Origin of the sequence: Paracoccus salipaludis, from assembly GCF_002287065.1 — a bacterium.
GTDB lineage: Bacteria > Pseudomonadota > Alphaproteobacteria > Rhodobacterales > Rhodobacteraceae > Paracoccus > Paracoccus salipaludis.
The window spans coordinates 451,290-468,934 of record NZ_NSJZ01000001.1 but is presented as its reverse complement, the minus strand read 5'-3'; the positions used below and the strand labels follow the sequence as shown (position 1 = coordinate 468,934).

The 17,645-nt window shown below is 66.2% G+C and carries 20 protein-coding genes and 1 tRNA gene; 7 read left to right on the top strand and 14 right to left on the bottom strand.

Features of this window, described 5'->3' with window-relative positions; genetic code table 11:
• Positions 1-370: 370 nt before the first annotated feature.
• Genes CK240_RS02240 through CK240_RS02230 form a run of 3 tightly spaced genes read right to left on the bottom strand, consistent with a single transcriptional unit; the run spans position 371 to position 4,959 of the window.
• Positions 371-2,902: a tape measure protein gene (locus CK240_RS02240; RefSeq protein ID WP_095638686.1), complete on the bottom strand. Its 2,532-nt coding sequence runs from the start codon at positions 2,900-2,902 to the stop codon at positions 371-373.
• 14 nt (positions 2,903-2,916) lie between these two features.
• On the bottom strand, positions 2,917-4,560 hold the full coding sequence (locus CK240_RS02235) for a terminase large subunit (protein ID WP_095638685.1): 1,644 nt from the start codon (positions 4,558-4,560) through the stop codon (positions 2,917-2,919).
• 27 nt (positions 4,561-4,587) lie between these two features.
• A complete protein-coding gene (locus CK240_RS02230) occupies positions 4,588-4,959 on the bottom strand; it encodes a P27 family phage terminase small subunit (protein WP_240517248.1) in 372 nt (123 codons plus the stop codon).
• A 35-nt stretch (positions 4,960-4,994) separates the two neighbouring features.
• Here CK240_RS02230 and CK240_RS18140 point away from each other — a divergent pair, with 35 nt between their 5' ends.
• Positions 4,995-5,258 carry a hypothetical protein gene (locus tag CK240_RS18140; protein ID WP_135058776.1) on the top strand — a complete coding sequence of 88 codons (264 nt, stop codon included), beginning with the start codon at positions 4,995-4,997 and terminating at the stop codon, positions 5,256-5,258.
• On the opposite strand, the gene CK240_RS02225 is transcribed toward CK240_RS18140, so the two are convergent.
• Genes CK240_RS02225 through CK240_RS02210 form a run of 4 tightly spaced genes read right to left on the bottom strand, consistent with a single transcriptional unit; the run spans position 5,239 to position 6,719 of the window.
• On the bottom strand, positions 5,239-5,553 hold the full coding sequence (locus tag CK240_RS02225; RefSeq protein ID WP_095638684.1) for a phage head closure protein: 315 nt from the start codon (positions 5,551-5,553) through the stop codon (positions 5,239-5,241). The genes CK240_RS18140 and CK240_RS02225 overlap by 20 nt on opposite strands.
• The gene (gp17, locus tag CK240_RS02220; RefSeq protein WP_095638683.1) at positions 5,550-5,954 is read right to left on the bottom strand and encodes a tail completion protein gp17; all 405 of its coding nucleotides are present in this window, start codon (positions 5,952-5,954) and stop codon (positions 5,550-5,552) included. The genes CK240_RS02225 and gp17 overlap by 4 nt, the downstream gene beginning before the upstream one ends.
• Positions 5,944-6,426, bottom strand: coding sequence for an HK97 gp10 family phage protein (locus tag CK240_RS02215; RefSeq protein WP_095638682.1), 483 nt, complete (start codon positions 6,424-6,426; stop codon positions 5,944-5,946). The genes gp17 and CK240_RS02215 overlap by 11 nt, the downstream gene beginning before the upstream one ends.
• Positions 6,423-6,719 carry a head-tail connector protein gene (locus CK240_RS02210; protein WP_095638681.1) on the bottom strand — a complete coding sequence of 99 codons (297 nt, stop codon included), beginning with the start codon at positions 6,717-6,719 and terminating at the stop codon, positions 6,423-6,425. The genes CK240_RS02215 and CK240_RS02210 overlap by 4 nt, the downstream gene beginning before the upstream one ends.
• Positions 6,720-7,458: 739 nt before the next feature.
• On the opposite strand from CK240_RS02210, the gene CK240_RS02205 reads away from it, so the two are divergent.
• Together CK240_RS02205 and CK240_RS18135 are read left to right on the top strand one after the other, a co-directional pair.
• Positions 7,459-7,914 (top strand): helix-turn-helix domain-containing protein, encoded by a 456-nt coding sequence (locus CK240_RS02205; RefSeq protein ID WP_095638680.1) that lies wholly within the window; start codon positions 7,459-7,461, stop codon positions 7,912-7,914.
• Complete coding sequence (locus tag CK240_RS18135) at positions 7,904-8,317, top strand: hypothetical protein (RefSeq protein WP_135058775.1); 414 nt, start codon at positions 7,904-7,906, stop codon at positions 8,315-8,317. The genes CK240_RS02205 and CK240_RS18135 overlap by 11 nt, the downstream gene beginning before the upstream one ends.
• Here CK240_RS18135 and CK240_RS19130 read toward each other — a convergent pair.
• From CK240_RS19130 to CK240_RS02170, 7 genes are all read right to left on the bottom strand, one after another.
• On the bottom strand, positions 8,304-8,471 hold the full coding sequence (locus CK240_RS19130) for an HNH endonuclease (protein WP_240517259.1): 168 nt from the start codon (positions 8,469-8,471) through the stop codon (positions 8,304-8,306). The genes CK240_RS18135 and CK240_RS19130 overlap by 14 nt on opposite strands.
• A gap of 191 nt (positions 8,472-8,662) precedes the next feature.
• Complete coding sequence (locus CK240_RS02195; RefSeq protein ID WP_095638678.1) at positions 8,663-9,307, bottom strand: hypothetical protein; 645 nt, start codon at positions 9,305-9,307, stop codon at positions 8,663-8,665.
• A 3-nt stretch (positions 9,308-9,310) separates the two neighbouring features.
• The gene (locus tag CK240_RS02190; protein ID WP_095638677.1) at positions 9,311-10,858 is read right to left on the bottom strand and encodes a phage major capsid protein; all 1,548 of its coding nucleotides are present in this window, start codon (positions 10,856-10,858) and stop codon (positions 9,311-9,313) included.
• On the bottom strand, positions 10,855-11,175 hold the full coding sequence (locus tag CK240_RS02185) for a gene transfer agent family protein (protein ID WP_095638676.1): 321 nt from the start codon (positions 11,173-11,175) through the stop codon (positions 10,855-10,857). The genes CK240_RS02190 and CK240_RS02185 overlap by 4 nt, the downstream gene beginning before the upstream one ends.
• Positions 11,172-12,383: a phage portal protein gene (locus CK240_RS02180; RefSeq protein WP_240517247.1), complete on the bottom strand. Its 1,212-nt coding sequence runs from the start codon at positions 12,381-12,383 to the stop codon at positions 11,172-11,174. Before CK240_RS02180 ends, CK240_RS02185 begins: the two co-directional genes overlap by 4 nt.
• Positions 12,384-12,478: 95 nt before the next feature.
• Positions 12,479-13,855, bottom strand: a complete 1,377-nt coding sequence (locus CK240_RS02175; RefSeq protein WP_095638675.1) for a tyrosine-type recombinase/integrase — start codon at positions 13,853-13,855, stop codon at positions 12,479-12,481.
• A gap of 92 nt (positions 13,856-13,947) precedes the next feature.
• A tRNA-Thr gene (locus CK240_RS02170) sits at positions 13,948-14,022 on the bottom strand.
• Positions 14,023-14,167: 145 nt separating this feature from the next.
• On the opposite strand from CK240_RS02170, the gene CK240_RS02165 reads away from it, so the two are divergent.
• The 4 genes from CK240_RS02165 to hisD all read left to right on the top strand — a co-directional run bounded on the left by CK240_RS02165 (position 14,168) and on the right by hisD (position 17,571).
• Entirely contained in the window at positions 14,168-14,380 is a 213-nt protein-coding gene (locus CK240_RS02165; protein ID WP_095638674.1) for a hypothetical protein, read from the top strand.
• Positions 14,380-15,663 carry a UDP-N-acetylglucosamine 1-carboxyvinyltransferase gene (gene murA / locus CK240_RS02160; protein ID WP_095638673.1) on the top strand — a complete coding sequence of 428 codons (1,284 nt, stop codon included), beginning with the start codon at positions 14,380-14,382 and terminating at the stop codon, positions 15,661-15,663. Before CK240_RS02165 ends, murA begins: the two co-directional genes overlap by 1 nt.
• Positions 15,656-16,132: a DUF2948 family protein gene (locus tag CK240_RS02155; protein ID WP_095638672.1), complete on the top strand. Its 477-nt coding sequence runs from the start codon at positions 15,656-15,658 to the stop codon at positions 16,130-16,132. Before murA ends, CK240_RS02155 begins: the two co-directional genes overlap by 8 nt.
• A 134-nt stretch (positions 16,133-16,266) precedes the next feature.
• Positions 16,267-17,571 (top strand): histidinol dehydrogenase, encoded by a 1,305-nt coding sequence (hisD, locus tag CK240_RS02150; RefSeq protein WP_095638671.1) that lies wholly within the window; start codon positions 16,267-16,269, stop codon positions 17,569-17,571.
• Positions 17,572-17,645 lie beyond the last annotated feature (74 nt).

The following is a 17,645-nucleotide window of genomic DNA, read 5'->3' as shown; positions in this document are numbered from 1 at the left end:
ATTTACTTCTTGAAGTAACAGGTAAACACGGGCGCCGGACAAGCGTTACATCTCCCACGTCCCGGCTGACGCGCCCGCAGGGCCACCCCCTCCACCAGGAAGAACAGGAACCTGCCCGTCCCCCAGGCTCCGGCTGTCCCGCGCTGGCGCGCGGTCCCGCCTCCGCCACTGGCAAGACCGAAACTAGCGTCCCGTCGGGGTCTTCCGTCACCCTCTGCCGGTCGGGGGCGGGGTCTTGCCGTTCCGGTGAGTCCTGGGAAGCCCGCATCGAGTCACTGGCGGCCTTCAGGGTGCTCTCGGTTGTCCAGCCGCCGGCGAAGCCCTCAAGGCCGCTGGTGACTCTCTCCGGCGCTCTCCGGCAGTGTGGGTGTTACCGGCGCGACAGGACGTTGCCAGGGCGCATCTGCTCGACCAACTCCCGCTGGATCATGGCGCGCATGGCGCGCTCGGTCTCGGCCGAGATTTGCTTCGCGAGGTCGGCGTTCTGCTCGAAGGTGCCGCCGGTCGCGTTGACGTTGATCGTCGGCGACATGGTGATGGTCGGGGCGCCCGCAGCGGCCCTAGTGGCGCTGCTGACGGCGCGCTTGGCCTTCCCGCTGTCACCTACCAGGCCGCCCCCGCTGTAGCCCTTCAGGGCGCTCTGGTGCAGCGCCTCCAAGTTGCCGACGCCCAGGCGTTCGACGGCAGCCTTCGACAGGACGAACTCGCTACGGTGGACAACGCCTGCCGGTTCGAGCTTGCCGCCGTCACCGGTGTAGCCGCCGGTCGCGAAGCCGAAGGCGCCGGTCCCGCGCAGGGCCTGGGACAGGCTGTCGCCGCCCAAGACGCCGCCGGTGAACATGGACATGCCCCAGCCCAGCAGACCGTCCAGGAAGCCGCTGCCGGCGCCGCCGAACTGCCCAACCAGGGCGTCCTTGATGCCGCTCTTCAGAATGTCCTCGGCGATGCCCTTGAAGACGTCCGCCAGGCCCTCGCGCAGGCTCTGCCCACCGGTCAGGGCGCCAGCCATTGCCCCAGCGATGCCGTCGATGGCGCTGTCGAAGCGATCCTGCGCGATCTCGGCGCGCTCCAGCTCGCCGGTCAACTTGCCCACCTGGGCGGCCTGGGCCTCGATCTTCGCGTTCAGCTCGGCGTTGACCGGGATGCCGCGCTTCTTCGCCTCGTCCAGCAGCGCCCACTTGGCCTGCATGGTCGCGACCTGCTCGTTCGTCAGGCCGATCAACTGAAGCTGGCGCTCCAGGTCGGTGATGCTCTGCCGGGCGCTCTCGAAGAGGTCCGGCTCGGCGCGCTTGGTTTTACCGCCCCCTTTGCCGCCCTTGGTCCGCGTTTTGCCGCCCCCGCCAACGCCGCCGGTGCCTTCCGGCTCGACGGTCTCGCGCTTGGACGGGCGGGCCGCGTCGTCCTCGGCGCCCTCGCGGTTCCGGCGGTCCAGGTGCCCCTGGTAGACGCCTTCGACGTAGTCGCTGAAGCCCTCGGCCAGGTCGTTGACCGCAGCCTCGCCACGGGCGCGGCCTTCCTCGTAGGCGTCGCCGATCGACCGGGTGCTGTAGTTGGTCGCCAGGCCCGACACACGGCCCAGGGTCACGGTGCCGATGCCGGCGGCAAGGTTGGTGCCCTCGGTGCCGGGGATTTTCGCGGTCACGCTGTCCACCGCCTGGGCAACCGTGCGGACGCCGTCGAGGACGCGGTTGACCATGCTCTCGACGCCGCCGATCACGGCGTTGATGGCGCTCTGCATCGCCCCGCTGATGGCATCGGGGATCTTCGCAAACGCCTCGCGGGTCGCCTCGGCTGCGCCCTCGATGGCGCCGTTGAGGGTGGCGACGGCGCCGACGATCTCGGCCAGGGCCTCGGTCACGGTGACGCCGGTGCCGACTGCCTGCTCCTCGAACTCGGGGAAGCCCAGGCCGTCGCGGATCATGTCGGCGAGCTGCGACAGCTTCGCGCCCGCATCCTCGGCGAGCTGCATGGCGGTGTCGAAGCCGGCCATGAGGGACCGCCCGAACTGCTCGGCAGCGTCGGCATTGTCGTTGAGGTAGATGGCAAGGTCGTTGATGGCGGTCGCCAGGCGCTGCGACAGGCCGGTGCCTTCGTCCAAGCGGCCGAAGAACGTGGTCATCGCCGTCGCCATGTTGTTCGCGGCGCGACCGGCGGTCAGGTCCATCTTGCCGAAGGAGGCGTCGGCCTGGGCTGCCATGTCGTCCAGGGCCTTCAGGATGATGTCGCTGGTCAGCTTCCCATCGGCGCCGAAGTCCTTGAGCTGGGCGCGGGTGGTGCCGGCTGCCCGCGCGATGGCGTCCAGCAGCTCGACCGGCGCGGCCTCGCGCAGGCTGCGCAGCTCGTCGCCCTGAAGGACGCCGGACGACAGCGCCTGTCCGAGCTGGGTGACGACGCTGGACGTCTCCTCGGCGCTGGCGCCACCCACGGCCAGGAGCTTCGTCAGGGTCTCGACGCGGCGGATGGTCTCGTCATAGCCGCCTTCGCTGGCCTTCTGGATGCGGGCCACGGCGCCCGCCATGTCCTGAAGCCCGGCCCCGCTGCGCATCGCGGCGCCTGCCAGCTTCTCGGCGGCCTCGTCGGTGGTCTCGCCGATGCCGCGGAGGGTGTTCTCGATCTCGCGGTAATCGTTCGCCAGGCCGTTCAGTTTCGACGCGAGCTGCTGGATGCTGGCAACGCCCGCGATGGCAATGGCGGGGCCGGCGAGTTTCTTGAAGGCGGCGCCGATGTTGTTGCCCATGTTCTGATAGGCAGCTTCCATCTTTTTGGCGCTCGATCGGGCGCGCGCTTCCATTTCGGCAGCAGCTTTTCGCTGCTTGTCATTGGCGCGTTTCAGAGATTGCTCAAGTTTCGTAATTCGACCTTCAATGTCGATTACCAGACCGGGCATTGCGTTTTCGCTCATAACAGTCTCACTAATTAAATCATCATCAGGCCAGTAACGTCGTCATCTTCATAACGCGATCTGGTGTTTTCTGCCATTACGGCGCGACTAACTGCCATTGTGGACGCGACGGCGCCGTCAATTCGTGCGGTGTCTCGGGTCTTGTGCATCCGAGTTAGGCCGGTGACGGGGTGCCGGCTCGCAGCGACGTTGTCGAAGTGATGGCGAAGGACCGGGTTTCCATCGTGCCGGATCAGGCGTCCATTAACCACGCGCTCTAGGTCGCCGGCGGCAACGCCCATCGTCAAAGGCGCCTGCCGGAACTCGATCACGGGCAGCCCATCCTCGTGCAGCTCCTGCATCATTCGCCGGGCGAGATGCGGGTCGAAGGCGATCTGCTGGACGTCACAGGTCGCGCAAAGCTCGCGAATGTGGTCCTCGACGGCCGCGTGGTCGATGATCGGGCCGGGGCAGACGGTCAGCCAGCGCCCGTCCGCTTCATGCAAGGCGTAGTCGATGCCCTCGCGGTCGCTGCGCTCCTTCAGGCCCTCGCCAGGCACAAACAGGCGCGATCGCAGCGTGATCTGTCCATCATTGTGCCGGAAGGCGATCGACACGGCAGACAGGTCGCCCGACACGGACAGGTCGACGCCAATGTAGGCGGGCAGCGCTTCGAGATCGGCCTCGTCGTCGTCCAGGCAGCGGGCGTCCCAGGTGTCGAGGTCGAAGAGCGGGTCGCGGCTGTTCGCCTGCCAGATGTTCAAGTTGAACTGCTTGAAGCTCGCCAGCTCGGCCGGATTGTCCTCGGCTTCCTTCGCCAGCGCCCTGAGACCGGACAGGGACGGGAAGCCGTGGGTCAAGCCGGGGTTGGCCTTGTGCCACACCGCTTCGTCGCGCCAGTCGTCACCCGGCTCGGCTTGGAACAGGACGGGCAGAAACTCGGGGTTGATGATCTCGCCCGATGCCACGCGGCGGGCGTAGTCGTAGAGGCTCGCAGCGAGATTGTCGGCGCCCCGGCCTGCCGTGGTGCAGATGACCATGAGGCTGTCGTCGACCTTGGCCTGCCCGCTCTTGATGGCCTCCCAGAGGTCGCGGCCCTTCCAGGCATGGACCTCGTCAACCAGGGTGAACGACGGCGTCAGCCCGTGGGCCGCGCCCCCATCGGACGCCAGGGCGGTCAGGGTCGAGCCGTTCCGGTTGAAGGTGATCTGCTTCTTCGAGTTGAAGGCGTCCCTGATCTTCACCGCGCCCAGCAGGCGCTTGTCCTCGCGGATGATGTTCGCGGCCTCGCGGAAGCCGATGGATGCCTGCTCGCGATCGCAGGCGGCGAAGACGATCTGCCCGGCGGGGCGCGTCTCGGGGCCGAAAAGGTGCAGCAGCGACAGGCCGGCGGCGATGCTCGTCTTGCGCCCGCCACGGGGCAGCATAAGGAAGACGGTCTTCACCACGCGCGACCCATCCGGGTGCCTGGGCGAGTAGATGGCGCGGACCAGGCGCTCTTGCCACGGGAATAGGTGGAAGGCGCGCGGGAACGCCAGGGTGCCGGGCGGGGCGTTGACGTTGGCAGCATTGGGATGGCGCAGCCGGCGCAGGAACGTGGCGGCGCGCTCGCCTGCGCCTGTGGGGTCCGGGACCGGGTCGATCGAGGTGATCCACGTCGGGAAGGTGCTGGCGGTCATGGTCACACGTCCAGCGGGTTTGGGGCATCATCCTCTGCGGCAGAGGCGCCCGCGATCCTCGATCGGCTGACAGGTGACAGGTGACAGTCCCAATTCTGCCCCTAGCTGACGCGCCAGGGTGGCATAGCGGATTTGCAGGCCGCCCATCTTTAGGTCGGGCAGCAGCATGGCGGCCATTGCCTCGGTGATCTGCCGAGCCGATCCAGCAGCAACGCAGTAGCTTTCCATTGCGCCCAAGTCGGCGCGGGTCAGAATGCCCCGCTGCACTAACTCTGGGACCGCGCGCTTCCACTCGGCCTTCGCCCAGCGGGATAGCCAGGCAGGCGCCGGCGGAACCATCGTCAGGGCCTCGCGATCGGCGACTAGGCCGGGCTTGCGGCCTCGTGTATGAATACTCATTTGGATTTTGTCAGTGATTGTGGCGGAGGGCTGGAATGACGATGAGAAAGACGATGATCGGTGGAGCTGCAGGTCTGATGATCGTGGCTCTTCTTCTTTTTTTTGGATTGCCGCTTATCACTAAAGCTGGCCGAACAGTCGTAGATATGCCCAAGCTTGTTACTGATGGTGGTAAGTGCGGTCTTTTCTTAGAGGTAGAAGCAAGAAACTTAGAAGGACGGCATATCGAAGGTGCAGCTGTGGCAAGGGAGACTGCTGAAGTTGTTTGTCCCGGCGGAGTCATGCTGCAGAAACCCTAAGCTCTAGGCCGCGACGGCGCCCGATCTCGACCAAGCTCTTGATGTTGTAACTCTTGCCCGCGTGGGTGATCCGGTCGGCGACGGTGATCTCGATGCCCGGCCAGCGGATCAGGAAGATCACGTTGCTCTCGGTGCCCTCGCCGAAGCCGGCGAGGAACTCGGTCGCGCTTCCCTGCTTCTGCTCGGCGCGCATGGTGGCGATGGTCGCCCAGGTGCGCGAAACATGGCCGGACGGCTTCACGGTCTCGACCTCGCGCTCGATGGCGATGGTATGTGTCAGCTTGCCGGCTCTCATTCCCGCCACCTCACAACGGCAGACAGCGACACAGCGCCGTGCAGCGCCTCGCGGGCGGGGTCCGCGACCCAGGCGAGCGAAGGCCGGTGCCAGGCGTCGAAGGCGATCTCCGAGGCCCTAGGCGCGTCCAGGACGGCGCGCAGGATGGTCGCGCCGATCGCCTGGGCGGTCTCAGCGTCATCGTCGCAACTCCAGACGTGCAGCATGGCGTCGAGCTGCGCCACGATCTGCCCGCCCGCAGCTCGGCCGGTGATCTCGATGCCCGAAATGGACATCAGCACCGCCGGGAAGCTCTCGGGCCGGGTGGTGCCGGTGCGGATGCTCGAAGGCTCCACCAGTCCCGCAAGGGCGGGCACCAGGGCGGCACGGACAGCGGTCTGAAAGGCGAGGTCAGGCGTCATTACTGCCCCCGTTCCCGCCCGCGACGGCAGCCTTCACGCCGGCGTTGATGGCGCGGTTGATCCTGCGCTCGACACGGGCCTTCGACAAGCGCCAGGAGGGCAACATGAAGGGCTGCGCCTCCATCTTGCCGGTTGGGGTGCCGTCCGCGTGGTGGCGCTCGCCGGTGCCGAACTCGACCAGGTGCCCGGTGCGGACCTCGGGCGAGCCAACCGTGACCAGGGCCTGAAGCTCATGCGCCCGCGTGCTCTGCCTGCCCTGGGCGTAGGCTGGGGTCGTGCCGCCGGGCGGGGTCACGGTGATGCTCTCGATCGTCTCGTCGGTGCGCCGGGACGCCTCGGCCAGGGCGCGCGCCTTGTCCGCGACCTCCTCGGCAGACTTGACCAGGGCCGGAACCAGCTTCGCCTTGATCTCGGGCGCGACCGCAGCCAGGCGCTTCGCCAGCCGGTCGCTGCTCTGCCTGGTGATGCTCATGCCGTCACCTCGGCCTGGTGCCCGGTGATGCGGGCCTTCAGCGGCGAAAGGACGTCATGGACGCCAAACGGCAGCGAGAACGGGTTGGCGAACGAAACGGCCTCGCGGTTCTCGTAAGAGTGCGCGACCAGCATCAGGACCGCTTGCGTCTCCAGCGAGTGCCGGCTGAAGGGCTGGCCGGTGTAGGCCGCGACCCACGCCTCGGCGGCGTCGGTGTAGTGCGTCAGCAGCTCGTCGTCGTGGTCATGGTCAAGGTTCAGGTGCGCGCGGATCAGGGTAATGGGAACAGGCATACTCACAAGACACAGGGCAACTTCTCACAGCGGTCATGGTATCATATTACCCTGGACTGAAAAAGTTATTTCGGACGTATCTTGTGCGCGCCTTGGACCGCCGGTTTGTCGACTCCTTGCGGTTTTCTAGAACCACCCCCACTATGCCTAGGCATAGGTCGCAGATAGGTTAGCACCGAGCGAGACCCCTCGACGCTGCTGCGTCAGCCCTCATGGGCGATGATTTGACATCACTGTGTTGAAACTTATGCGTTTGGAAGGTTGACATTTATGCCAACAGCGCGGCAACTAGCAAGCAACGGTGGTCCTCTCCAGCTATGGCCGCCCCGCCTTGCGCTGGGGGCAGAGGTCGTAAGGAGTATATACATTGGTGAACTCGCAGGTCAGTGGATTCATGAGAACCTCAAGACGCTGAAGTCAGATGGCGTGTTTGAGGGGGTTGAGACACCATCGCAGCAACTTGCTGACGTCTTCCGACGTTTGATGGTCAACGAGCCTATCCACAACTTCAGACCAAAAACCCTCATCGAGCACCCTGACTGGATCCACGAGCTTCGCACCCCAGATCTTAGAATCTTTGGTTGGTTCTGGCGCCGGCGAGACTTCATTGCGTCTGTTATATCGACCAAAAGGAAACTCGCTGATAGAAACATAACCTATCAAGGATGTATCGCTCAGTGCTGCGCTCACAGGAATTCACTCGATCTAGACCCTCCTAAGTTTATCCATGGAGAGATAAATGACCTTCTTCGACTTTGAGATTGACGAGAAAGACTTAGCGTCAGCTAAGTTCTTCGGCGATACGCGTCGCTGCCTAGTCGAAGCTTTTCTTGAAGAAAATAAGAATGACCGCCAGATCAACCAGGCGCTAATTGCCAGGAAGATTGGAATGGACAAGGGAACGCTTTCAAAAATTCTGCGTGGGCAAGGCAATATGACCCTGCGCACATTGTCCGATATTGCTTGGGCCCTAGGGTTTGTTCCTGAGGTTCACCTTCATCGACAAAACGAAGCTAAGCAATTGAATCATATGCCGCGTAGCTTTTGTGGTGCCCACTCTGCACAACCTATGGCCATGGAGGTCAATGCTATTTGGAAGCCTGCTGATGCTAGAACACAGGCTGGAAAGACAAGACGATCTCCACCACGTGCCGTAGCTTCGCGACAGGAAGTCCGGTTCGAAAATGTCAGTTAATATTAACTCAATCCTCTGCGAAGATGTTCGCAGTGAAATTGGCGGCACGCACACTCTAGTTGGGGTTGTCTCAGGTTCTGTTGAAACAGAGTATGACGAGTTCAATGTTGAATATACATTATTCACAACCTTCGTTGGATTAAACCCAGGCAATCACATTTGCAAATTTAAAATCAAGACACCTGAGCGCCAGGAAGAAAGCGGTGGATATTCAATTGAAATAGCGGACGAAGACGCAGCGGCACTGATTGTGCTTAAAGGGCTGCCTTTTAGAGCAAAAAAATCGGGAACCTTCGAGATCGAGCTCAAGTTTGATGGGGAAAGGCGTTGGCGCAAGCTACTTAGCCTGCACGTCCGAGTTTCGTCTTCACCGGCCGACGAAGAAGCTTCTACACAATCCTGATATCTTGAAGCGGCTGTGAACGCTCTTGGCGTTGCTTATGGCGATTATGACAAGCCGCGCAGAGGCTCTGCCAGTTGCGCCAGTCCCAGAACAAGGTGGGGTCACCTTTGTGCGACTGAACGTGGTCGACCAGGTCCGCCGGGCGTCCGCACATTGCACAGTCGGGATGGTAGATCAGCCACTCGCGAGACTTGCGCCGCCACTCGCCGGTATAACCTCTCGCATGACTGGACGGGCGTCGGGCGTCGTGGCGACGGTCGCGCTCGCGCTTGGCCGCGATCTGGCAAGCGCAGGTGACGCCGTGCGGGACGATCTGACCGCAGGTGCAGAGGCGAGCCGGGCGGGTCACCCCATCCTCGCTTTCAGGGCGCGCAGCTTGTCGCGCTGAAAGGCGGGGTCGTGCCCCAGCTCCTCGATCTCGGTCATGCGGTCGGCGCTGTAGACGTTGACCGGGCCTTCCGGGTCGTCGGCTTCGTCGTCGCGCTTACCACCGTTGACCGCGACCAGGCGGCCAACATGGGCTGCAAAGGCGGTGGTGATCTCGTCGCAGGAGGCGTCCCAGGCGGTTGCGGGCGTCCAGCCCAGCCAGCCCGTCGCGTAGCGGTAAAGGTCGGTAAAGTGTGCGGCCCAGGGCTTGCCGGTGGTCTCGGCGCGGGTGGTCGATCTGGGCTTCGCCTGGTCGTCCTCGGGCGAGGGCAGGGTCGCAGCTACCAGGGCGACACAGGCGGGTGCAGCCTCCTCCAGGAAGGGCCGCAGCGGCTGCCCGTCGAGGCTCGACAGGAAGCGCTCAGCCTGGTGCCGGTCGGTAGCGGCGGCGCGGATGGTGGCCTTCACGGTGGACAAGTGCCCCCCTGCGAGGCGGTCCAGGACGGCAGGAAGCCCGCCATCCAGGTTGTCGATGTTGACCGCGGCCCGGAGCGATGCCCGCAGAACCACGCTGTTGCCGGCGTGGGTCAGGGCGATCTCGGTGCAAGGCCGCAGCGTAGTCATGGTTTAGGCGGCCATGACCAGCTTGCGGAACGCATCGGGACGAACCACGTCCGAGCCGACACGGCGGCGGGCGTGGAAGCGGACCAGCCCGTTCGTCGCCTGCGTGTAGGGGTCAACCCGGACGTCGAGCGAAACCCGATCATAGATACGGAACCCGGCCTTGAAGTCGCCGAAGACGATAGGCGTGGCAGCGTCAGCGACGGCGGGCATATCGACCAGCTCGACTACAGGGCGGCCGAGGATCGTTTCGGGCTGGCCCGCCTGGTAGGACGGCTGCCACAGATACTGCCCCTGCGCGTCCTTCATGCCCCGGATCAGGCCAAGGGTCGCACCGGACATGACCCAAGTCGCACGGCTGCGATAAGCGCCGGGCAGCGAGTAGGCCATGCGGATCAGGGCATCGGGCGAAAGGGTGGTGGCGTGGCCGTTCTTCAGCTCGGCGATACCAGGGGCAGTCAGGAAGCCTTTGGGTTCTTCCGGGGCAGCGCCGCCCTTCACGAACGCCAGACCTTCCTTCTGGCCGAAGTCTTCAGCCAGGGCGAGGCGGACCTCGGCTTCGACGTTCGCCGAGTCTTCAAGCATCCACTGCGAAAGATCGACGTAGGTGTTGATCTCCTTGATGGCGATTTCCTGCTCGTCAAAGGTCGGCTCGGACGCCTCGCGGGCAGCGGTCTCGCCCTTCCACTTGGCGTTGGTGATGCCGGTGCGCTTGGGAATCTGGACGGTGTGCGAGGTGGTGGAGCGCACGTCCGCGATGGACCGGACAGGGGACCATTCGACCAGATTGCGGACGAATTCGCTGGACACGTCCTCGGGGGCCAGGACAAACCGGGGCGCGTCGTTGGCGACGGTCAGGGCTTTCGTGTCCAGCTCGCCCGTCTGAAGGAAGCGGGTGAAGGCTTTGCGCTCGGCATCGCCTGCGACGATGGCAGGGGCGGCCACGCCAGGACGGGCGGCTTTCGCCTCCAGAGCATCCAGGCGGGCCCTCAGGACGTCGAACGCCTTCAGGTCGATCTGGGGCGCGTTGGCGACGGGGGCCGCTTCCTGCGTGGGGTTCAGATTCTCATTCTCCATCGGTGCGATATCTCCATGATGTTCGATGGTGGCGGGGGTGGCGGCTTTGATGGCCGTGATCTGCGCGCCGGGGTTGCAGGGGATGGCGACGACAGAAACTTCGTGCAGCTCGGCGGCGCTGATGGTCCGGCCGCGCGGGCGAGGGGTGGCAGCTTTCGTGACGAACCCGACGCTCAGGCCGGTGACGGCACCAGCGCGGATCAAGGCGTGAACCTCGCGGGCCTTAGCAACGTCCTCGATCAGGAGCCGGCCCTTGACGGTGAGGCCCTCAGGTGTGTCGGTGATCTGCTCCCAGATGCCGATAGCCTCGGCCGGGTCGTGCGCCCAGAGGATCGGCAGGCGGGTCGGGAAGGCGAAGGCGCCTTTCTCGACCACGTCGCCGACGCGGTCAGCGGTGCCATAGGGCCAGGCGATGCCGGTGATCTGGCCGCTGGCCTCGGTAGTGATCTGCGCTTTCAGCTCCAGGCGGTCGCTCATGCCGCAACCTCGTCAGGCTTCCCGGAAAAGAGGGCATCCAGCACGTCTAGGGCGAGCCCGAAGATCTCGGCGAGCGGCCGGTCCTTCGCGTAGGTTGCGGCCAGCTCGGCGGCGCGTTGGGGGTTCATGCCGCCGCCGATCAGCCCTAGCCGGATGATCTCGACCAGCTCGCGCGCGTGATATTGCGAGTGAGCGACGCGCAGATACAGCGTGCCGATGCCCGCGCCGGTGATCCGTTCCAGTTCCTCGATCATGGCGTCGGTCAGGTGAAAGTCATGATCGGCATCGCCGAAGAAAGCGCGGTCCCGAGTAGTCATTCGGTTGTCTCCTTTGTGGGGGCGTTCGGCGCGTGGGCTGAGGAAGTGAACGGGTTGACCAGCTCGTTCCCGTTGGTGTGCGGGGTCAGGTTGAGGCCGGCGCGGACCTCGTTCGCTGTCATGGCACCCATCGCCCGATACTGGCTGTAGGCGGTGGCGCGGGCCGCGTGGTCGATGGTCAGCAGATCGTCGGTGAGGGCTTCCACGTAGGCGGTTGCGCGCTCCTCGGGCTTCAGCAGGACGCGCGCATAGGCGGCCTGCCAGCGCTTCAGCCAGGGCCGCAGCGTCATGGTGAGGAACTGCCGGCCCATCTGCTCCGAGTTCGACCAGGTGCCCCGCGACAGCTCCATCAGCATCGTCGGCGGGATGCGGAAGATACGGGCGATCTCGCGGACCTGCTCGATGCGGTTCTCCAGGAACTGCGCGTCAGCATGGCTGCCAGTCACAGGCAGGTAGTCCATGCCCTCATCGAGGACGGCCGTGCCGCCTGACTTCTCGCCGCCGTGGGTCTTGAACCAACTCGCGGCAATCTTCTTCAGGGCTTCGGCATCGAGCTTGCCGGGGTGCTTGATGATGCCGCTCGGGCGCCCGCCGTTCGCATGGAAGCCGGCAAGATGCGCCTCGGCGGCAATAGCGAGGCCGATGGCTTCCCGGCCCAGGATGATCGGACTGACGCCACCAAATGCGCGGACGTGCAGGATTTCGGTGTGAGGATAGAGGCGGTCGCCGCCTTGGACCTGCCGGACGCGGTAGACAGGTTCGCCGTCGATTGTCGTCTCGGGCGTCACCAGGGCAGGGTCGAGCCGGTGCAGCTCCAAGGCGTCGCCCAGGCTGTTGCGGACAACCAAGGCATAGCCATGGCCGCGGAGTAGCGCGTCGGTCGTCAGCTCCTCGCGCAGCTCCTCGGCCGAGGTCCAAGGGTTCGCCTCATCGTGGACTAGGCGGAAAGACGGGTGGTCAGTGAGTGCTGCCTTGTCCGCGCGGGCGTAGAGCTTGAACGGCAGGCCGGCGCAGGTTTCCGCGATCAAACCGACAGCGCAGGCGACGGCAGGAACGCGCATCGCGCTGGTGGCGCTGACGTGGATGCCGGTCGCGCTGGGCTGGATACCGAAAAGCGACAGCGCTGCCGGGTCGGTCAGCGTGACGCTCTTGTTCTCGGTAGGGGTGCCCCGCCCGAAGGCGCGGGCGAGGCTGGAACGCATGGACATGGAAACCGACTAGCTCGTTAACATGGTATTTATATACCACAACCGAATCAGTGGCGGAACAGGTCTTTGCTAAACCGCGAGAGGACTTTGCAACATTATCCGGCGGTGAACTTGTAGCTCGGTAGCGCGTCGATCACGCGGAGCTTTGCCGCAATTGACACGTCGCCGTAGTCATCCCCTGCCGTCTTGCTCGCGTGGCCTTGAATGGCATCGACGACGCGGGGATCGGCTCCGATCTCGCGCGCAACGGTCTTGAAGCGGTGCCGCCACCCATGCGACGGCTGGACGCCTGCCGGGACCAGCTCCTTCTCTTGCAGCCATTGCGACACGCGCCCGGCGGTCGCGCGGGCCGAGGCAAGGAAGCGCTCGGGCTTCGTGCCGTTGTGGAACAGCGGCCCCTCCTTCGCCCCCTGGGCGAACGCGGCGAACCCAAGCTCGATCACTTGCGGGTGCAGGGGCACGTCACGGTAGTCGCCCGCCTTCACCGAACCGGCGTCGGGGCTGATGCGAATGATCCAGCGGCCGTCCTCTTCCCGCACGTCCTGCTTGCGTAGCTGCGCCAGCTCGGCGGGACGTGCCCCGGTGAAGGCCCCCAGGACAGGCAGCCAGCGCTTCGCGGCGGTGATCGCGGCGCTTTCCCGGTTCGCCGGGTTGTCGGTGACGGGCGGGGCGTAGCTGGTCGCGGCCTTCAAGACCTTGACCGCCTCGACGGTGGTATAACCGCGCTCGCGGCTGCGCTGGACCTTCGGCACCTCTTGCCGGACGGTCTCGGCTTCGTTGGATGGCAGCCGGTCGTTCTCATAGGCCCACCGGAAGACGGCGCGGACGGCGGCGAGGTAGCCGTTCGCAACGGTCTTCGCGGACTTGCCGGACTTCAGCAGGTGGTCGCGCCAGTCCAGCAGGTTGCGCTTCGTGATCTGGCGGGTGTCCGAGTGCCCGACGAACTTCGCCAGGTCGACGACGGCGTTCTCCCACTGGCGCGCACCGTCCTTGTGCTTCCCGAGGGCCTGACGGCTTGCCAGATACTCACGGAACAGCTTCTTCAGCGGGACGGGCGGCGCGTCGTCGTTGCCAGGCTCGGGCTGGGTCAGCAGCGGGCTTGTCGGCTCGGGTGTCCTGATGCGCCCCTCGTCGCGTCCTTCCGCGACGGCGAGGGCGTCCAGATGGACCTCGGCCAGAGCGCGCAGCAGCTCGGCGCGCGGCACCTTGGGGGCCAGTCCCTTCCGGTCGAGGTCGTCGGCGGCGTAGCCGATCAGGGCTTCAAGCTCCTCCAGCTCGACCGCGCCGGCGACGGCGAGGCGCAGGCGGTTGGCATAGACCGACCGTGACAGGCTCATGGCCGCGCGGCGCTCGCCCCCGATCGGCGTGACCAGCTCGGTCCTGCCGAGGGTCGCCTGCACCGACTTGGGGACGGCGACTCGCGCATAGAACCGCCCGCCCTTGACCTTCAGGTGACGCACCTGCCCTGCCATGTCAGAGTCCTCATTCTGGCACCAACTCTGGCACCAAAAAGGGCACTGACCCCAGCAAAGCAAGGAATTTCAGCAATCGTTGGGGAAAGGAATGGTGCTGCGAGAGAGGATTGAACTCTCGACCTCACCCTTACCAAGGGTGTGCTCTACCACTGAGCTACCGCAGCGCCGCTGGTCCGCTCGGACCGTGCGGGGCGATTTAGACGCAAGACCGGGGACGTGCAAGTGGAATTACGCGGAAAACCGCATCTTGCCCGCCGACCCGTCCCCGCGCCGCTGGACGGGCGGGGTCGCCGCAAGTAACAGGGCGCGGTGAGCAAGGACCGCCGCCCCGCATCTCCTCCCGACAGTCGCCAGGCACGGCTTGGCGCTGCGCTGCGCGCCAACCTGGCGCGGCGCAAGGCGCAGGCGCGCAGCCGCGCCGACGGCGAGGAAGACGGGGACAAGGCGGCCGGACTCATGACGGGCAGCAAGAACAACGGCCCCGCGGGCGAGACCCCGGACGAGGGCGCGAGCGAGGACTGATGGACACGATTCTGGTGCGCGGCAACGGTCCGCTGAACGGCGAGATTCCGATCGCGGGGGCGAAGAACGCCTGCCTCACGCTGATGCCCGCGACCCTGCTGACGGACGAGCCGCTGACGCTGACCAATGCGCCGCGGCTGTCGGACATCCGCACCATGACGGCATTGCTGCAATCGCTCGGGGCCGAGGTCGCCAGCCTGCAGGACGGTCAGGTGCTGGCGCTGTCCAGCCATGCGCTGACGAGCCACCGGGCGGATTACGATATCGTGCGGAAGATGCGCGCCTCGATCCTGGTGCTGGGGCCGATGCTGGCGCGGGACGGCCATGCCATCGTCTCGCTGCCCGGCGGCTGCGCCATCGGGGCGCGGCCCGTGGACCTGCACCTGCGCGCACTTGAGGCGATGGGGGCGGAACTCGACCTGCGCGACGGCTATGTCCACGCCAAGGCGCCTGCGGGCGGGCTGAAGGGCGCGGTGATCGACTTCCCGCTGGTGTCCGTGGGCGCGACCGAGAACGCGCTGATGGCGGCGACGCTGGCGCGCGGGACCACGGTCCTGAACAATGCCGCGCGCGAGCCCGAGATCGTGGACCTCGCGCGCTGCCTGCGGCGGATGGGCGCGCAGATCGAGGGCGAGGGCACCTCGACCATCACGGTGCAGGGCGTGGAGCGGCTGGGCGGCGCGACGCATCCGGTCGTCACGGACCGGATCGAACTGGGCACCTACATGCTGGCCCCCGCCATCTGCGGCGGCGAGGTGACCTGCCTCGGCGGGAAGATCGAGCTTGTGGAAGCCTTCTGCGAAAAGCTGGACGAGGCCGGGATCAGCGTGACCGAGTCCGCGCGCGGGCTGACGGTCAGCCGCCGGAACGGACGGGTGAACGCGGTCGATGTCGTGACCGAGCCCTTCCCCGGCTTCCCCACCGACCTTCAGGCGCAGATGATGGCGTTGCTGTGCACCGCCGAGGGCGTCAGCGACCTCGAGGAAACGATCTTCGAGAACCGCTTCATGCACGCGCCCGAACTGGCCCGCATGGGCGCGCGGATCGAGGTCCATGGCGGTCATGCCCGCGTGACCGGGGTCGAGAAGCTGCGCGGCGCACCGGTGATGGCGACGGACCTGCGGGCCTCGGTCAGCCTCATCCTCGCGGGGCTGGCGGCCGAGGGCGAGACGGTGGTCAGCCGCGTCTACCATCTGGATCGCGGCTATGAGAAGGTCGTGAGCAAGCTGCGCGGCGTGGGCGCGGACATCGAACGCATCAAGGAGCAGCCGATCCATGACTGACGCCCGCTATGCCGACGCCGGGCCGGACATCCCGCTTGCGATCCGGGCCGAGGACGCCGAGGACCTGCGCGTCCTTGCCGCGCTGGCGCAGGACGCGGTGCTGACCGCGGGCGACATGGCCCACGACGGCGTGGCGCGGCGCTTCAGCCTGCTGCTGAACCGCTTCCGCTGGGAGGATGCCGACACCGCGCGGCGCGAGGGCCGGCCCTACGAGCGGGTGCGCTCGCTGCTGGTGATCTCGGACGCCCTGCGGGTGCGCCATGACGGGATCGACCGGGGTGATCCGGCCACGGTCCTGTCGCTGCTGGATATCGGCTGGCAGCCGGGCGAGGACGGCACTGGCGTGCTGACGCTGACCTTCGCGGGGGACGGCGCCGTCGCCATCGATGCAGAATGCCTGTCGGTGGATCTGCGCGACGTGACGCGTCCCTATCTGGCGGTATCGGGCGACCTGCCCCGGCACGAATGAAGAAAGGGGCTTCGCCCCTCGCCGCCCATGGCGGCTCACCCCGGGTATTTGGGTCAGGAAGAAGACGCGGGCTTCGGCTTGAGAGGCGGGGCCTGCGGCGGTAACAGGCGGACAAGCCGCCGAAAGGACCGACCATGCCCGTCTTCCTGTCCACCGCCGCTGCCGATTTCGAGGCGCGCTTCGCCGCCATGCTGTCGGCCAAGCGCGAGGATTCCGCCGACGTAGGGGACGCGGTCGCCGCGATCATCGCGGATGTGCGGGCGCGGGGGGACGCGGCGCTGGTCGAGCTGACCGGACGCTTCGACCGGCTGGAGCTGACGGCCGAAGGGCTGCGCTTCTCGGCGGCCGAGATCGAGGCGGCGGCGGCGCAGGTGTCGGCCGAGGATCGCGCGGCGCTGGAACTCGCGGCCGGGCGCATCGAGGCCTATCACGCGCGGCAGGTGCCCGAGGACGCCATGTGGACCGACGAGGCGGGAGCGCGGCTGGGCTGGCGCTGGACGCCGGTATCCTCGGCCGGGCTGTATGTGCCGGGGGGACAGGCGAGCTATCCGTCATCCGTGCTGATGAACGCCATTCCGGCGCGGGCGGCGGGGGTCGGGCGTCTGGTGGTCTGCGTGCCCACGCCGCGCGGCGAGGTGAACCCGCTGGTGCTGCTGGCCTGCAAGATCGCGGGGGTGGACGAGATCTACCGGGTCGGCGGGGCACAGGCGATCGCGGCGCTGGCCTATGGGACCGAGACGATCAAGCCGGTGGACAAGATCACGGGACCGGGGAACGCCTATGTGGCAGCGGCCAAGCGGCAGGTCTTCGGGCGCGTCGGCATCGACAGCATCGCGGGGCCGTCCGAGGTGCTGGTGATCGCGGCAGGGGCGCAGAACCCGGAATGGCTGGCGCTGGACCTGCTGGCGCAGGCAGAACATGACGCCGATGCGCAGTCGATCCTGATCACGCCGGACGAGACGCTGGCGCGGGCCGTTGCCGCCGAGGTCGAGCGGCTTCTGCCCACCCTGCCCCGCGCCGCCATCGCGGGCGCAAGCTGGCGCGACCACGGCACGGTGATCGTGACGCGCGACCTGGCCGAGGCGGCGGCGCTGTCCGACCGCATCGCGCCCGAGCATCTCGAGCTTTGCGTGGACGATCCCGAGGCGCTGTCCACGCAGGTCAACCATGCGGGCGCGATCTTCCTGGGCGGCTGGACGCCCGAGGCTGCGGGGGACTATGTCAGCGGGCCGAACCATGTCCTGCCGACCGCCCGTTCGGCCCGGTTCTCGTCCGGCCTGTCAGTGATGGACTTCCTCAAGCGCACCACACTGTCGCGGCTGGACCCCGGCTCCCTGGCCGCCATCGGGCCTGCTGCCGTGCGGCTGGCCGAGTCCGAGGGGCTGTCGGCGCACGGACGCTCGATCACCGCGCGGCTTGCGGCCCTCAACCAGGGTTGAGCCGCCTTTCCGCTTGAATGATCCGGCGCTTGCCGTGATCGTGGCAGCCGCCGAAAGCGGCAGCGCCAGCCAAG

Coding starts and splice junctions, on each gene's coding strand:
- CK240_RS02240 (WP_095638686.1), bottom strand. CDS start 2,902: ATGAGCGAAAACGCAATGCCCGGTCTGGTAATCGACATTGAAGGTCGA.
- CK240_RS02235 (WP_095638685.1), bottom strand. CDS start 4,560: ATGACCGCCAGCACCTTCCCGACGTGGATCACCTCGATCGACCCGGTC.
- CK240_RS02230 (WP_240517248.1), bottom strand. CDS start 4,959: ATGAGTATTCATACACGAGGCCGCAAGCCCGGCCTAGTCGCCGATCGC.
- CK240_RS18140 (WP_135058776.1), top strand. CDS start 4,995: ATGACGATGAGAAAGACGATGATCGGTGGAGCTGCAGGTCTGATGATC.
- CK240_RS02225 (WP_095638684.1), bottom strand. CDS start 5,553: ATGAGAGCCGGCAAGCTGACACATACCATCGCCATCGAGCGCGAGGTC.
- gp17 (WP_095638683.1), bottom strand. CDS start 5,954: ATGACGCCTGACCTCGCCTTTCAGACCGCTGTCCGTGCCGCCCTGGTG.
- CK240_RS02215 (WP_095638682.1), bottom strand. CDS start 6,426: ATGAGCATCACCAGGCAGAGCAGCGACCGGCTGGCGAAGCGCCTGGCT.
- CK240_RS02210 (WP_095638681.1), bottom strand. CDS start 6,719: ATGCCTGTTCCCATTACCCTGATCCGCGCGCACCTGAACCTTGACCAT.
- CK240_RS02205 (WP_095638680.1), top strand. CDS start 7,459: ATGACCTTCTTCGACTTTGAGATTGACGAGAAAGACTTAGCGTCAGCT.
- CK240_RS18135 (WP_135058775.1), top strand. CDS start 7,904: ATGTCAGTTAATATTAACTCAATCCTCTGCGAAGATGTTCGCAGTGAA.
- CK240_RS19130 (WP_240517259.1), bottom strand. CDS start 8,471: ATGTGCGGACGCCCGGCGGACCTGGTCGACCACGTTCAGTCGCACAAA.
- CK240_RS02195 (WP_095638678.1), bottom strand. CDS start 9,307: ATGACTACGCTGCGGCCTTGCACCGAGATCGCCCTGACCCACGCCGGC.
- CK240_RS02190 (WP_095638677.1), bottom strand. CDS start 10,858: ATGAGCGACCGCCTGGAGCTGAAAGCGCAGATCACTACCGAGGCCAGC.
- CK240_RS02185 (WP_095638676.1), bottom strand. CDS start 11,175: ATGACTACTCGGGACCGCGCTTTCTTCGGCGATGCCGATCATGACTTT.
- CK240_RS02180 (WP_240517247.1), bottom strand. CDS start 12,383: ATGTCCATGCGTTCCAGCCTCGCCCGCGCCTTCGGGCGGGGCACCCCT.
- CK240_RS02175 (WP_095638675.1), bottom strand. CDS start 13,855: ATGGCAGGGCAGGTGCGTCACCTGAAGGTCAAGGGCGGGCGGTTCTAT.
- murA (WP_095638673.1), top strand. CDS start 14,380: ATGGACACGATTCTGGTGCGCGGCAACGGTCCGCTGAACGGCGAGATT.
- CK240_RS02155 (WP_095638672.1), top strand. CDS start 15,656: ATGACTGACGCCCGCTATGCCGACGCCGGGCCGGACATCCCGCTTGCG.
- hisD (WP_095638671.1), top strand. CDS start 16,267: ATGCCCGTCTTCCTGTCCACCGCCGCTGCCGATTTCGAGGCGCGCTTC.